Source organism: Halarchaeum nitratireducens (assembly GCF_017874695.1).
Taxonomy (GTDB): domain Archaea; phylum Halobacteriota; class Halobacteria; order Halobacteriales; family Halobacteriaceae; genus Halarchaeum; species Halarchaeum nitratireducens.
Window position 1 is genome coordinate 245,452 of sequence record NZ_JAGIKY010000001.1, and the last position, 13,328, is coordinate 258,779.

Genomic DNA, 13,328 nt, shown 5'->3' on the forward strand with positions numbered 1-13,328 from the left:
CGGCGCGTCGGGCGTCAGTGATCACTGTTCGTCCCGGAGGTGATCCCAGATCTCGCGGCGGTAGTCGGCGAACGCGGGCGTCGTCTCCAGCTCGCGGCCGTGGCGCGGGCGTTCGAAGGGGACGTTGACGGTCCGCGTCACCGCGTTCGGTGCCGCGCCCATCACGAGCACGCGATCGGAGAGCAACAGCGCCTCCTCGATATCGTGCGTGACGAAGAGGACGGTCGTCCGCCGGTCCTCCCAGAGGTCGAGGAGCTCGGACTGGAGGACGGCGCGCGTCTGCGCGTCGAGCGCGCCGAACGGTTCGTCCATCAGGAGGACGTCCGGGTCGACGGCGAGCGCGCGCGCGAGACCGACGCGCTGGCGCATCCCGCCGGAGAGCTCGTCGGGATAGGCGTCCGCGAAGTCGGTGAGGCCGACGGTGTCGAGCCAGTCGTCGACCCGCTCGCGGCGCTCGGCCTCGGGGACGCCCCGCCGTTCGAGCCCGAACGCGACGTTCCCGCGGACGGTCCGCCAGTCGAAGAGGTTGAACGACTGGAACACCATCGCGCGCTCCGGCGAGGGGCCCTCGATCCGATCGCCGTCGACGAGCACGCGCCCATCGGTCGGCGCTTCGAGCCCGGCGAACAGCCGGAGGAGCGTCGTCTTCCCGCATCCCGAGGGACCGACGACGGAGACGAACTCCCGGTCGGCGACGGTGAGCGAGACGTCCGCGACGGCCGTCACGTCCCCGGCGTCGCTCCGGTAGGTCTTGCGGACGCGCTCGGCGCGTAGCGTCGTCATCGCGGCTCACCGCGCTCCGACGCGCGCGAGCGCGTCGTCGAGGATCGAGCGGTCCATCACGTCGTCCGTCGGGATGCGTTCGTCCGTGAGGCCGACCCGCGCGGAGAGGTCGAGCATGTAGTCGACCTCGTCCCTCCCGAGCCCGCCGCCGGGCGGCCAGACGTCGACGTCCGTGAGGAAGTCGTAGGTCCGGCGCTGGACGCGTTCCTCGGGACCGCCGCCGTCGACGTACTCGTCGATCAGCGTCCCGTAGCGCTCGTAGTCGTCGGCGAGGCGTCGGTTGGCGAGCAACTGGGCCGCGACGAAATCCACGAGCTGCGGGCGCTTCTCGTCGATGACGGACTGCGGGACCATGTAGGTCTCCTGAATCCACGACGTCAGCACGTCGCCGAAGGTGGCGAGGCGCGTGAGGCCGTCACCCTCCTCGCGCATCGCCAGCCACTGCGCGTAGTGCTGGGGCGAGACGTCGATGCTCCCCTCGGCGAGCGCGGCCCGGCGCGCGCTCGAATAGCCGACGCGCTGGAAGTTCAGCTCGTCCGCGCTCTCGATGACGCCCTCCTCGCTGAGGAGCGCGATCGTCTGCACGGCGTCGAGCCCGTTCGGCGCGGACATTCCGATGACGGCGTCCTGCTCGACGATCGCTTCGAGCGAGTCGATCTCGCCGTCGGTGACGAGGACGTAGTCGGTCGATCGGATCGGAACGGAGACGAACGTGAACTCCCGCCCGGCCGCGACGAGGTTCGCGGCGGCCGTGACCGACCCGCGCGCGACGTCTGCGTTCCCCGACAGGACGGACTGTGCGGCGAGGTCGACGCCCTCGAAGACGTCGATGGAGGTGTCGAGGTCGTACTCCGCGGGCGCGACCCGATCGGCCGCGTCCCACGTGTTGACGTCGACGGTCTCCGCGGGAGCCTGGAACGCGAGCCGGAGCGTCCCGCCGTCCCCGCCGCCACCCGATCCGCCACAGCCGGCGAGGCCCGCGATACCCGTGCTCCCGATCACCGCCGCCCCGGTTCGGAGGTACGCTCTGCGACGCATTCATCGATGATATTGACCTCGAATACAAATCACTTCTGCATTTTCTCGCCATCGGGGTCTTTCGGAGAACAATTCTCTTCAGAGTACGTCGGAACCACCACCTACTGATTCAGGTACGAGACCCGGAGCGTTTTGTGGCTACGGACTGTCCGTTCGATATGGACACGAGACCACACGCTTTCCTCGAAGAAGACGGGGCCGGCTGGCGGGACGTGACGAGCGCGCTCGTCGAGGGCCACGACGCCGACGCGGTCGTTCGGACCCGCGATTCTGGGATCGCCGCGGGCGTCGCGGAGGCCCGCTCGCTCTTCGAGCACGTCGGTCTCACCGTCGAGACCGTCGTCGACGACGGGGACGCCATCGCGGCTGGCGACGACGTCCTGCGAGTGTCGGGCGACGCACGCGCGCTCCTCGAAGCCGAACGCCTCGCCCTCAACTTCCTCGGGAGCATGAGCGGGATCGCCAGCGCGACCCGGACCTGCGTCGATCGGGCCGGCGAGACGCGCGTCGCCGCGACCCGCAAGACGACGCCCGGCTTTCGCTACTTCGAGAAGAAGGCGGTCCGCGTCGGCGGCGGCGACCCGCACCGCTACGACCTCGCGGACGCCGTGCTCATCAAAGAGAACCACATCGACATCGTCGGATTGGAGACGGCCGTCCGCGAGGCCTGCGAACGCGCCTCCTTCACGACGAAGGTCGAGGTCGAGGCGGAGACGGAGCCCCAAGCCCGCCGCGCCGCGGCCTACGGCGCGGACATCGTCCTGCTCGACAACATGACGCCCGCCGAAGTCGCGGACTGCGTGGAGACGCTCCCCGACGACGTGCTCACCGAGGCCTCGGGCGGGATCACGCCGGAGACCGTCGCGGACTACGCCGCCGCCGGCGTCGACGTGGTCTCGATGGGGAGCCTGACGCACTCCGCGAACTGGCTCGACGTGACGCTCCTCACCGAGTAGCGGGCCCTCACCCGGCCGGCGGACCCCGTCCGGCTTCCCCGCCGGCGATCGCGTCGCCGAACCCGTCGTCGACCGCACGAGCGACGTCGCGGTTCGCGTCGTGCTCCTCCGGGTTCCGGTCGTACGTCTCCGCCCGCTCCTCGCGCACGTCGCGTTCGCCCGCGACGCGCTCGAAGATCGCGGCGAGCTCTGAGACGTATGATGACGTTCCGCACGGTGGTTCTCCGGGCGTGTCTATGTACGCCCCGGCGGGTCAGCCGGTCGAACCGCTCGACCGGTCGACTCGGTCGGTGACCGACTTCCCGCCCGACGCCCCTCCGAACTTATCCCCATGCGGAGCTAACGCACGCCAATGAGCGTGCTGGCGGATCGGCTGGACAGAGCCGAGCTGGCCGTCTTCGCCTCGGGGGTCGTCAGCATGGGCCTCGAAATCCTAGCGGGACGGATCGTCGCGCCCCAGTTCGGCAGTTCGATCTACACGTGGGGGAGCGTCATCGCCGTCTTCCTCGCCGCGCTGAGCGTGGGGTACCACTACGGGGGAAAGCGGGCCGCCGAGGAGGCGACGAACGGTCGGCTTGTCCGCCTGCTGCTCGGCTCCGCGGTGTACGTCGCCGTCCTCATCGTCTTCGCCGATCAGCTGTTGGCGTCGGCGGCGGCGCTTCCGCTCCCCGCGCGCCTCGCGTCCCTCCCCGCCGTCGTCCTCCTATTCGGACCGCCGACGTACCTGCTCGGCTTCATCAGCCCGTACGCGGCCGAACTCACCGACCGGGAGGGGATCGGCGAGGCCTCCGGGCGCGTCTACGCGCTCGGGACCGTCGGGAGCATCGTCGGAGCGTTCGGTACGACCTTCGTCCTCATCCCCTCGCTCTCCGTCTCGCGGATCGCCTTCGCGCTCGGGGCGACGCTCGTCGTGACCGCGGGCGTCCTCGCGTGGCCGTCGGACCGACGAGCGACGCTCTCGACGCTCGTCGTCGCGCTCCTCCTCGTCGCGGCGACCGCGACCGGCGCGTTCGGCTACACCGCCCGCGGCGACGTCGTCTACGAGACGAACACGGCGTACCAGGACCTCGCGGTCGTCGACGACGGCGACACGCGGACGCTCTACCTCGACGGCCAGCGCCACAGCGCGATGGACAAGAGCGACCCGACGCGACACGTCTTCGAGTACACCCAGTACTTCCACATGCCCTACCTCCTCGCCGACGACCCGGACGACATCGACCGCGTGCTGTTCGTCGGCGGCGGCGGGTTCACGGGGCCGAAGCGCTTCGCCGCCGAGTACGACGCGAGCGTCGACGTCGTCGAGATCGACCCCGAAGTCGTCCGCGTCGCCGAGGCGTACTTCCGGGCGGACGAGTACGACGTCACCGCCCACGTCGGTGACGGCCGTCAGTTCCTCCGGGAGACGGACGAGACCTACGACCTGATCGTCCTCGACGCCTACAAGAAGGACAAGGTACCGTTCCAGCTGACGACCCGGGAGTTCATGTCGCTCGCGTCGGATCGCCTCTCCCCGAACGGGGGGGTCGTCGCCAACGTCATCTCCGCGCCCACGGGTCCCGCCTCGCAGTTCTACCGCGCCGAGTACGAGACGATGAACGAGGTCTTCCCCCAGGTGTACAGCTTCCCGACCACCGACACGAACGTCGTGCAGAACGTCGAACTCGTCGCCACGAAGCGCGGGACGCACGTGACGCAGGCCGAGTTGCGCGAGCGGAACGCGGCGCGCGACATCGGCATCGACCTCGGCGACGCGATCGAGCAGTACGCCGTCGACGTGCCGACGGACGACGTGCCGACGCTCCGCGACGACCGGGCACCCGTCGACACGCTCCTCGATCCGATGGTCGGCCAGCGCTACGTCATCGAGGAGACGGGGAACGTGACGAACGCGACGGACTCGACGGACGCGCCGACCGCGACCGGTGTGACGCTCGCCGCGCGCGTCGCCGGCTAGTCCGCCGGTCTCGCCGCTCAGTCGGACTCCCCGTAGCCGTCCGCGTGCGCCGTCTCGGCCCGCCGTTGTGCGAGCGTGCCCGCGGTCCGCGCCCACTTCTGCACGCACGCGATCACGTACCAGACGAGGAGGTCGCGGCGGCGCGCCGCGGGCGCGTCGAGGGAGTCGGCGAACCGCCCCGGGTGGACCGGGAGGACGTTCCGCGGGTCGGCGAGCGGCCGGACGTCGAAGCGCTCGCCGTGGTAGCGTCGCAGTTGCTCGCGCCCGCGGCCGATTCGGTAGTTCTGCGAGAGCACGCTCCGTAGCGTCGAGCGCGCCGGGTGATACAGCGTGACGTCCGGCTCGTACGTCAGCGCGAAGCCGGCCCGGCGCGCCCGGCGGCCGAACTCCAGGTCGCCGTTCGACACCAGACGGGCGTCGAAGCCGCCGATCTCGTCGAGTAGGTGACGGGTGACGACGAGACAGCACGTCGGAGCGAAGCCGTGTTCCTCGACGTACTGCTCGATGGGGAAGCCGCTCGCGCGCCGGTAGCGCGCGACCGTCCCGTCGCCGGCGACGAGCTCGACGCGACAGCCCACGTACTCCCGATCCGCCACCGCCCGCGTCACTCCGCGCACGTAGTCGCGCTCGACCCACATGTCCGCGTCGACGAAGGCGATCACGTCGCCCGCGGCGGCCTCGATGCCGGCGTTGCGCGCGGCGTACGAACTCTGGACGTCGCCCTCGACGACGTGGCGGACGCGGGGCTCCGAGTCCGCGAACGCCGCGGCGATGTCGGACGTCTCGTCCGTCGAGCCGTTGTCCGCGACGACGATCTCGTAGTCGTCGGTGTCCTGCGCGAGGAGCGACTCGACCGTCGTCGAGAGCCCGTCGGGGTCGTTGTAGACGGGGACGACGACGCTCGTCGTCACCGCCGTCACGGTCCACCACCGCGGCGGCCGGCGTTCGACGTCGCGCGGCCGCCCCCGCCCGCGGCGGTCGGCCCGCGTGTCGCGTCCGGTCCCTCTCGACGACGGTGCTGAACGTGGCGCACGAGTGGTCGCCGGGGGGAGGCGCCGGAGGCGAATGACGGTTTCGATGGCGTCGCCGGCTCCGACCCGCACCGATCCGACCGCCGCGTCGCTCGCCACTGCGGCACCGACGGGTCGGAGTAACATATCGGGCACTTCGGGGCGCGAAACGAGCAGAATGTCGCACTCGTTCGGTTCGCTCGAAAAGAGACCCGCCTCGATCACGGACATCCGCCCGAATATTACGAACGACACGGAAAGTATTATTGTTTCCCTCGCACTCGATCCGGACACGCATGCACATCCCCGACGGCTTCCTCGACCCGTGGGTCGCGGGCCTCTTCTGGCTCGGCTCCGGCGCCGCGATCGGTCTCGCGGTCCGGCGCGCCCGCGACGAGCTCGGCGACGAGCGGACCCCGCTCCTCGGCGTCGTCGCCGCCGGCGTCTTCGCCGCACAGATGTTGAACTGGCCGATCCCGGGCGGAACGAGCGCGCACTTCGTCGGCGGCGCGTTCGCCGGTGTCCTGCTCGGTCCCTCGCTTGGCGTGCTCGCCATGACCGCCGTCGTGACGATTCAGGCCCTCGTCTTCGGCGACGGCGGGATCATCGCGCTCGGCGCGAACCTCTTCGCCATGGCCGTCGTCGACGTCCTCGTCGGCTACGCGCTCTTCCGCGCCTGCCGGGGCGTCCACGAGACGGGCGCCGCCTTCGTCGCCGGCTGGGGGGCGATCACCGTCTCCGCGCTCGTCGTCGGCCTCGGCGTCGGCTTCTCCTCGGCCTTCGCCTACGCCGTCGGGACCACGGTGCCGATCATGGTCGTGGGCCACGCGCTGCTCGGCCTCGTCGAGGGCGCCATCACCGCCGCCGTCTACGGCTACGTCGCGGACGCCCGTCCGGACCTCGTCCTCGGACGCTCGGCCGACGAGGTGGCCGCCCCGGAGGTGGGCGCATGAGTGCCGGCGTCCCCTTCACGCGCCCGTGGGTCCGGCGCGCGCTCGCGTGTCTCCTCGTCCTCGTCTTCCTCGCGCCCGTCTTCGGGTGGGCGTCGGGCGCCGTCGGCTACGCCGAACCGCTCGAAAACGCCGCCCACGCGACGGGCGCTGCGGACGCCGCCAGCACCGTTCTCCCGGGCCTCCTCCCCGACTACACGGTCGCCGGTCTCGACGGCCCGCTCGGCACGCTCGCGGCCGGCGGGATCGGGACGCTCCTCACGCTCGGCGTCGCGCTCGGCGCCGGACGCCTCCTCGAACGGTGAGCGGCGTCCTCGGTCGCTCCGTCGAGACGATCACGGGCGCGCTGCGCGCTCTCTTCGCGGCCGAACAACTCGCTACCGCGGACGGATTCCTCCAGCGCCGCGACCCGCGCGTCTCGCTGTGCGCGATCACCGCGCTCGCGCTCGGCGTCGTGCTCACGCGCACGCTCGGCGTCGCGCTCTGCTTCGCCGCCCTGACGGCCGGCTTGGCCCGCCTCTCCGCGGTCCCGCTCCGCCGACTGCTCGCGCGGTCCGCGGTCGTCCCGCTCGTCTCCGCGCTCGTCGCCCTCCCGCAGGCGGTCCTCCTGCCGGGCGACGCGCTCGTTCGGCTCCTCGGTGTGACCGTCACCGAGGCCGGCGTCGCCTACGTCCTCCTGTTCACCGTCCGCGTCGGCGTCGGCGTCGCGCTCCTCTCGCTGCTCGTGTTGACGACGCCGTTCTCGGCCCTCGTCGCCGCGCTCCGCGAGCTTCGCGTGCCGGTCCCGCTCGTCTGGGTCGTCGCCGTCACCTACCGATACCTCTTCCTCTTCTTCGACGAACTCCAGCGCCTCGTGCTCGCGCGCAACAGCCGAACGACGGGCGAGACCGGTCTTCGCGACGGCTGGCGCGACGCGCGGCGGATCGCCGGGACGTTCGTCCTCCGCACGCTCGATCGGGGCGAACGCGTCGGGCGGGGGATGCGAGCGCGCGGCGGCTCGCGCCCGCCGTCGCCGTACGGTCGCTCGCGCCGCGTCGGCGTCGCGGACTACGCGCTGCTCGCGCTCGCGGCCGTCGCCGTCGTCGTCTCGGGGGTGATCCGGTGGACACCGTGATCGACGCTCGCGGGCTGACCCACGCCTACCCGGACGGCACGACGGCGATCAGCGACGTCGATCTGACGATCGAGCGCGGCGAGCGCGTCGCCGTCGTCGGCGCGAACGGATCGGGCAAGAGCACGCTCCAGCTCGCGCTCGGCGGCCTCGTCGCCCCGACCGCGGGCGAGGTGACGTACTTCGGGGAGACGACCGACGCCGAGGCCGTCCGCGAGCGCCTCGGCGTGCTCCTCCAGGACCCGAACGACTACCTGTTCAACACGACCGTCCGGGAGGACATCGAGTACGGCCCGGCGCAGCTCGGGCTCCCGCGCGAGCGCGCGGAGCGACGCGTCGCATCGCTCGCCGACGAACTCGGACTCACCGACCTGCTCGACCGGCCGCCGTTTCGCCTCTCCGGCGGCGAGAAGCAACGCGCCGCGGTGGCGAGCGTCCTCGCCTTCGATCCGGACGTCCTCCTCCTCGACGAACCGTTCGGCGCCGTCGACGCGCACTACCGCGCGCGCATCCGCGACCTCGTGCGCGATCACGACGGCACCGTCGTCGTGTTCACGCCGTCACTCGACGCCGTCCCCGAGATCGCGGAGCGCGTGCTCGTCGTCGACCGCGACGGGTCCATCGCCGCCGACGCGTCCGCCCGCGCGGTCCTCACCGACGGCGACCTGCTCGCCGACGTCGGACTCCGGCCGCCGACCACGGTCCGGGTGTTCGCGGGACTCCTCGACGATTCGGACATCCCGCTCACCGTCCCCGAGGCGCGAGAGCGCCTCCGGGACGCGCTGTGAGACCCCGTGGGAGCGGGAGAGGCGGTCGTAGGACGCGCCGACCGTTGACCTGTTCCGTCACGCCGGGGCCGACCGACAGCGAGATCTCGGTCGCGCTCGCGGTGTACGTGAACAGGTGGGTGAGCGTTCCAGGCGCCCCGATCGTCAGCGACGCGACGCCGAGGGCGTCGAGGGCGACGCCGAGACAGAGGACGGCGAGGACGTCGAGCGCGCTCGTCCACCACCTGAGTCCGGGGTGCGCTCCGTCGATTCCACGAAGGGACGTCCGCCGGCAGGCGCATATATCGGTCGGTCGTGACGGGTACCGGTCGGACGCGCCGTCGGTCGCCGCGGCAAGAGGTATTAAGCCCGGAGGGTCGGTACACGTGGATATGACGACGCCGACGCCCGGGAGGGGGACAGCGGACAGGGAGTACGCCGCGCGCGCGCTCGACTCCCTCTCGAACGGGATCACCATCGTCGACGACGCCGGGACGGCCGTCGTGGCCAACGAGGCGTGGCGGACGTTCGTCGACGCGACGGGGATCGATCCGGCGGTCACGCGAACGGCGGCGACCTACCTCCGCACGCTCCGCCGGGGCGACGCGTCGCTCGACGACATCGCGGACCCGACGACGCCGCTCGACCTCACGCTGACGCTCCCGTATCAGGAGAGCGACGACGCGCGCTCGCATCGCCTCCATATCTCGCCGTTCGTCTACGACGGCGAGGCGTTCGCGAGCCTGAGCGTCGCGGAGGACGCGCGCGCGAAACTGCCGACGACGCCGCTCAAGACCGGGGCGATCGACGCCGCGCCCGTCGGGATCACGATCTCGGACTACACCCGTCCGGACAACCCGCTGATCTACGCCAACGCCGCGTTCGAGCGGATCACCGGCTACGACGTCCTGGAGACGCTCGGCCGGAACTGTCGGTTCCTCCAGTGCGAGGCGACCGAGGAGGCCGCGGTCCAGCGGTTCCGCGACGCGATGGCGGCCAACGAGTCGACGACGGTCGAACTCCGCAACGAGCGCGCGGACGGCGAGGAGTTCTGGAACGCCGTGACGATCGCGCCCCTCCGCGACGAGCGGGGCGTCGTCACGAACTGGGTCGGGTTCCAGCAGGACGTGACCGCGCGCAAGCGGGCCGAGGAGGCGCTCAGCACCGAGCGCGATCAGTACGAACTGCTCAATCAGATCATCCGTCACGACATCCGTAACGACATGGCGGTGATCCGCGGGTGGGGCGAGGAGTTACGCGGGAACCTCGACGCCGACCAGCGCGAGACGCTCTCGCGCGTGATGAACGCCGCCGTCCACACCCAAGAGCTCACGGAGGAGGTGCGCGATCTCACCGCGATTCTCGGGAGCGAGGATCCCGCGCTCGAACCGATCGACCTCGGAGACGTGTTGACGCGCGAGATCGATCAGGTGCGCTCGACGTTCGAGTACCAGGCGGACTCGCTCGTCGTCGACGGCCCGGTCGATCTCCCGGACGAGTGTCTGGTGTCGGCGACGCCGCTGCTCTCCTCCGTCTTCACGAACCTCTTGGACAACGCGGTCCTCCACAGCGACGGCGGGGCGGTCCGCATCGACGTCTCCGTCGTCGCCGACGCGGAGACGTGTACGGTCCGCATCGCGGACAACGGCCCCGGAATCCCGGACTCGCAAAAGCGCGCCGTCTTCGACCACGGCGAACAGGGCGAGCGGAGTTCGGGCACCGGGCTCGGACTCTACCTCGTGGACGAACTCGTCACGCAGTTCGGCGGGCGCGTGTGGGTCGAGGACAACGACCCGCGCGGCACGATCGTCTGCGTCGAACTCCAACGGGTCCGATGATCCGCGTCCGATCACCGGGACCCCGCGGGCGTCGGGTCACTCGTCGCGCGTACCGGCTGTGGGGAGCACGATGTCGCTGACGCGGTTCCTCGATCGCGTCCCGGATCGGGAGCGCTCGCTCGTCGTCGCCAACGCGACGGGACCGGACGTCCTCCATCGGATGCTCGAATCTGCGTTCGCGGAGCAGCCGATCGACGTCGAGAAGGCCGCGGTCCCGGACGTCGACGACGACGTCGTGTTGCTCGTCGAGGACGGCGAGGTGGTGGCGACGTCCCCCCTCTCGGCCCTCCAGGAGACGCTCCTGTTCGTGAACTCGGACCTCTACCGGACCGGCGCACAGGGGATCGAGACGCTGGAGCTCCCGGACGTGCTGATGGGGCTCGATGAAGTCCGCTTCTCGCTGCGCTCGTACCCCCAATCCGACACCGAGAAACTCCTGTTGATCGTGATCTCGCGGTACATCGAGCGCGTGTCGTGGCGGGCGAACGGCGGACATCACCGGGCCTCCTTCCAGTCGCTCTCGCGCATCCGGGACGAGCGGGGGACGCGGGAGGTGTACGAGACGCTCGGCGACACCGAGACGGACGTCCACGTCTACGGCGTCCCGAACTGGGTCCCTCCCGAGTCGCTCGGCGTCACGATGCACGGCGGGTACACGGCGGACTTCACGGACTCGTGGTTCGTGCTCTTCCGACCGGACGCAGAGGCGCGGACGGAGCCGTCGGCGGCGTCCGAAGGGGCGTCGGAGGCGTCGCGGACGCCGGATCCGGTCGCGCTGCTCGCCATCGAACAGGAGTCCGGGACCTGGGACGGCTTCTGGACGTTCGACCCCGACCTCGTCGACGACATCGCGTCGTACATCGTGACGCGTCTGTAGACGACGAGCGTTGCAATTTTTGGCGTTTTCCGATAGATTTGATATCACATGGCATAGATTGGTCGACGTATGCCGAGTGATCGAGCTGACGACGGGACGCCGATCCGGTTGGTGCTGTACGTCCGGCGACCCGTCGCCGGCGAGCGGACCGTGGCCATCGACCGTCTCAGCGCGCTCGCGGCCGCCGGCGTCGTCGACGAGTTCGAGATCGAGACGGTCCAGGGGGAGGTCATCCTCTCCGAGGGAGGCGACGACGACACCGCGGACCTGCAGGCGCTCGCCGCGTGGTCGGCCGGCGACGTCCGCTCGACGCTCTCCGTCGAGACCCGCACCTCGCGGTTGGGGCGGAGCGTCCGCACGATCGCGCTCCCAGAGGTGACGCTCGCGGTGTACGAGGGCGACACGCTGGCGTGGGTGTTCCCCTGTACGGACGGGACCCGGACGTGGAGCGTCGCGGACTGCTTCGACGGCTACGAGACGGCCGAATCGGTCCCGCAGGGCGTCAGTTAAGCCCGCCCGGTCGCCGCCGTGGCCGCCCGCAGTCGCTCCGCGAGGGCGTCGTCGAGGGCCGCGGGGTCGAACCGCCAGCGCCAGTTGCCGGCCGTCGTCCCCGGCGTGTTCAATCGCGCGTCGCTCCCCGCACCGAGGAGGTCCGGGACGGTCGTCACCGCGAGAACGGCGTCGGACTCCCAGACGCCGTCGATGACGTCCCACGCGACGCCGTCGCCGCTGACGCCGAGGGCGTACTCCAGGCAGGCACGCTGAGTGTCGTCGAGGCCGTCGTAATACCCGACGATCGTGTCCGTGTCGTGCGTCGACGTGTAGGCGACGCAGTCGCGGGGGTAGTCGTGGGGCTTGTGCCGGTGGTGGTCGGCACACCAGTCGGCGTACTGCGCGACGCGCATCCCCGGGAAGTCGAAGCGCTCGCGGAGCGCCTCCAACGGCGCGTCGAGGAACCCGAGGTCCTCGACGATGAACGGGAGCCCGCCGATCTCGTCCCGTACCGTCTCGAAGAAGTCCGCGCCCGGGCCGGTGCGCCAGTCGCCCGCGGCGGGGTCGTCGGCGTCTCCCGGGATCGCCCAGTACGACTCGAAGGCCTTGAAGTGATCGAGGCGTGCGACGTCGACGCGTTCGAGCAGTCGGCGGAGGCGCGCGCGCCACCAGCCGTAGTCGTCGTCGGCGAGCGCGTCCCAGTCGTAGACCGGCATCCCCCAGCGCTGGCCGTCGTCGCCGGGGTTCGGCGGGACTCCCGCGACGGCGGTCGGGCGGCCGTCCGCGACCGCGAACGCCTCCGGGTTCGCCCATACGTCCGCGGAGTCGAGCGCGGGGTACATTGGCACGTCGCCGACGAGCGTCACCCCGCGGTCGTCGGCGGCCGCGCGGAGCGCGCGCCACTGCTCGTCGAAGCGCCACTGGACGAACGCGTGGTAGCGCACCGCCTCGGCGAGGTCGTCGCGGGCGCGAGCGAGGGCCTCGGGGTCGCGCTCGCGGACGCCTGCCGGCCACGACGTCCACGGCGCGCCGTCGTGTTCGTCCTTGAGCGCCGCGAACAGCGCGTAGTCGGCCAACCAGTCGCCCTCACGCTCGCGGAAGGCGTCGAACCCGGGCGACCCCGAGGCGTCGAAGCGCTCGAAGGCGTGCCGCAGGCGGTCGCGCTTGTACGGCGCGACGACGTCGTAGGCGACCGACGAGCGATCGCTCCCCGCTGGCGGTTCCGTCTCCGCGGCGGTGAGCCACCCCCGCTCGCGGAGCGCGTCGAGGTCGACGAGCAGGGGGTTGCCCGCGAAGGTCGACGGCGAACTGTACGGCGAGTGGCCGTGCGCGCCCGACGTCGGTCCGACGGGACAGAACTGCCAGACTGACTGGTCGGCGCGCTCCAGGAAGGCGAGGAAATCGCGTGTACCGTCGCCGAGATCGCCGATCCCGTGTCGTCCCGGTAGGGAGGTGAGGTGACAGAACACGCCGCTCGCCCGCTCGAAATCCATGCGAACGTTTTTGCGGCCCCCCTGCATCAACGTTACCGACCGTGACGAAACGAGAG

At 70.9% G+C, this 13,328-nt stretch carries 14 protein-coding genes; 9 read left to right on the plus strand and 5 right to left on the minus strand.

What is annotated here, in order from left to right; translation table 11 throughout:
• Positions 1–21: 21 nt before the first annotated feature.
• Together J2754_RS01145 and J2754_RS01150 are read right to left on the minus strand one after the other, a co-directional pair.
• On the minus strand, positions 22–783 hold the full coding sequence (locus tag J2754_RS01145) for an ABC transporter ATP-binding protein (RefSeq protein WP_188877095.1): 762 nt from the start codon (positions 781–783) through the stop codon (positions 22–24).
• Positions 784–789: 6 nt separating this feature from the next.
• Positions 790–1,821: an ABC transporter substrate-binding protein gene (locus tag J2754_RS01150; RefSeq protein ID WP_188877094.1), complete on the minus strand. Its 1,032-nt coding sequence runs from the start codon at positions 1,819–1,821 to the stop codon at positions 790–792.
• 158 nt (positions 1,822–1,979) lie between these two features.
• Between J2754_RS01150 and nadC the strand changes: the two genes are divergently transcribed.
• Complete coding sequence (gene nadC / locus J2754_RS01155) at positions 1,980–2,777, plus strand: carboxylating nicotinate-nucleotide diphosphorylase (protein ID WP_188877093.1); 798 nt, start codon at positions 1,980–1,982, stop codon at positions 2,775–2,777.
• Between the two features lie 7 nt (positions 2,778–2,784).
• On the opposite strand, the gene J2754_RS01160 is transcribed toward nadC, so the two are convergent.
• Entirely contained in the window at positions 2,785–2,925 is a 141-nt protein-coding gene (locus tag J2754_RS01160) for a hypothetical protein (RefSeq protein WP_188877092.1), read from the minus strand.
• 204 nt (positions 2,926–3,129) lie between these two features.
• Between J2754_RS01160 and J2754_RS01165 the strand changes: the two genes are divergently transcribed.
• Entirely contained in the window at positions 3,130–4,734 is a 1,605-nt protein-coding gene (locus J2754_RS01165; protein ID WP_211086450.1) for a spermidine synthase, read from the plus strand.
• Positions 4,735–4,751: 17 nt separating this feature from the next.
• On the opposite strand, the gene J2754_RS01170 is transcribed toward J2754_RS01165, so the two are convergent.
• Positions 4,752–5,891, minus strand: a complete 1,140-nt coding sequence (locus J2754_RS01170; protein ID WP_211086451.1) for a glycosyltransferase family 2 protein — start codon at positions 5,889–5,891, stop codon at positions 4,752–4,754.
• 149 nt (positions 5,892–6,040) lie between these two features.
• Here J2754_RS01170 and J2754_RS01175 point away from each other — a divergent pair, with 149 nt between their 5' ends.
• The 7 genes from J2754_RS01175 (at position 6,041) to J2754_RS01205 (ending at position 11,797) form a co-directional block, all read left to right on the plus strand.
• The gene (locus J2754_RS01175; protein ID WP_211086452.1) at positions 6,041–6,697 is read left to right on the plus strand and encodes an energy-coupling factor ABC transporter permease; all 657 of its coding nucleotides are present in this window, start codon (positions 6,041–6,043) and stop codon (positions 6,695–6,697) included.
• The gene (locus tag J2754_RS01180) at positions 6,694–6,999 is read left to right on the plus strand and encodes a PDGLE domain-containing protein (protein WP_188877087.1); all 306 of its coding nucleotides are present in this window, start codon (positions 6,694–6,696) and stop codon (positions 6,997–6,999) included. The genes J2754_RS01175 and J2754_RS01180 overlap by 4 nt, the downstream gene beginning before the upstream one ends.
• Positions 6,996–7,808, plus strand: coding sequence for a cobalt ECF transporter T component CbiQ (gene cbiQ / locus J2754_RS01185; RefSeq protein WP_211086453.1), 813 nt, complete (start codon positions 6,996–6,998; stop codon positions 7,806–7,808). The genes J2754_RS01180 and cbiQ overlap by 4 nt, the downstream gene beginning before the upstream one ends.
• Positions 7,796–8,593, plus strand: a complete 798-nt coding sequence (locus tag J2754_RS01190; RefSeq protein WP_211086454.1) for an energy-coupling factor ABC transporter ATP-binding protein — start codon at positions 7,796–7,798, stop codon at positions 8,591–8,593. The genes cbiQ and J2754_RS01190 overlap by 13 nt, the downstream gene beginning before the upstream one ends.
• A 371-nt stretch (positions 8,594–8,964) precedes the next feature.
• A complete protein-coding gene (locus J2754_RS01195; protein ID WP_211086455.1) occupies positions 8,965–10,410 on the plus strand; it encodes a sensor histidine kinase in 1,446 nt (481 codons plus the stop codon).
• Between the two features lie 70 nt (positions 10,411–10,480).
• Positions 10,481–11,287, plus strand: a complete 807-nt coding sequence (locus tag J2754_RS01200; RefSeq protein ID WP_188877356.1) for a histidine kinase — start codon at positions 10,481–10,483, stop codon at positions 11,285–11,287.
• 69 nt (positions 11,288–11,356) lie between these two features.
• On the plus strand, positions 11,357–11,797 hold the full coding sequence (locus J2754_RS01205) for an HTH domain-containing protein (RefSeq protein WP_188877083.1): 441 nt from the start codon (positions 11,357–11,359) through the stop codon (positions 11,795–11,797).
• On the opposite strand, the gene malQ is transcribed toward J2754_RS01205, so the two are convergent.
• The gene (malQ, locus tag J2754_RS01210; protein WP_268238657.1) at positions 11,794–13,299 is read right to left on the minus strand and encodes a 4-alpha-glucanotransferase; all 1,506 of its coding nucleotides are present in this window, start codon (positions 13,297–13,299) and stop codon (positions 11,794–11,796) included. The two genes, J2754_RS01205 and malQ, sit on opposite strands and share 4 nt — an antisense overlap.
• Between the last annotated feature and the right edge of the window lie 29 nt (positions 13,300–13,328).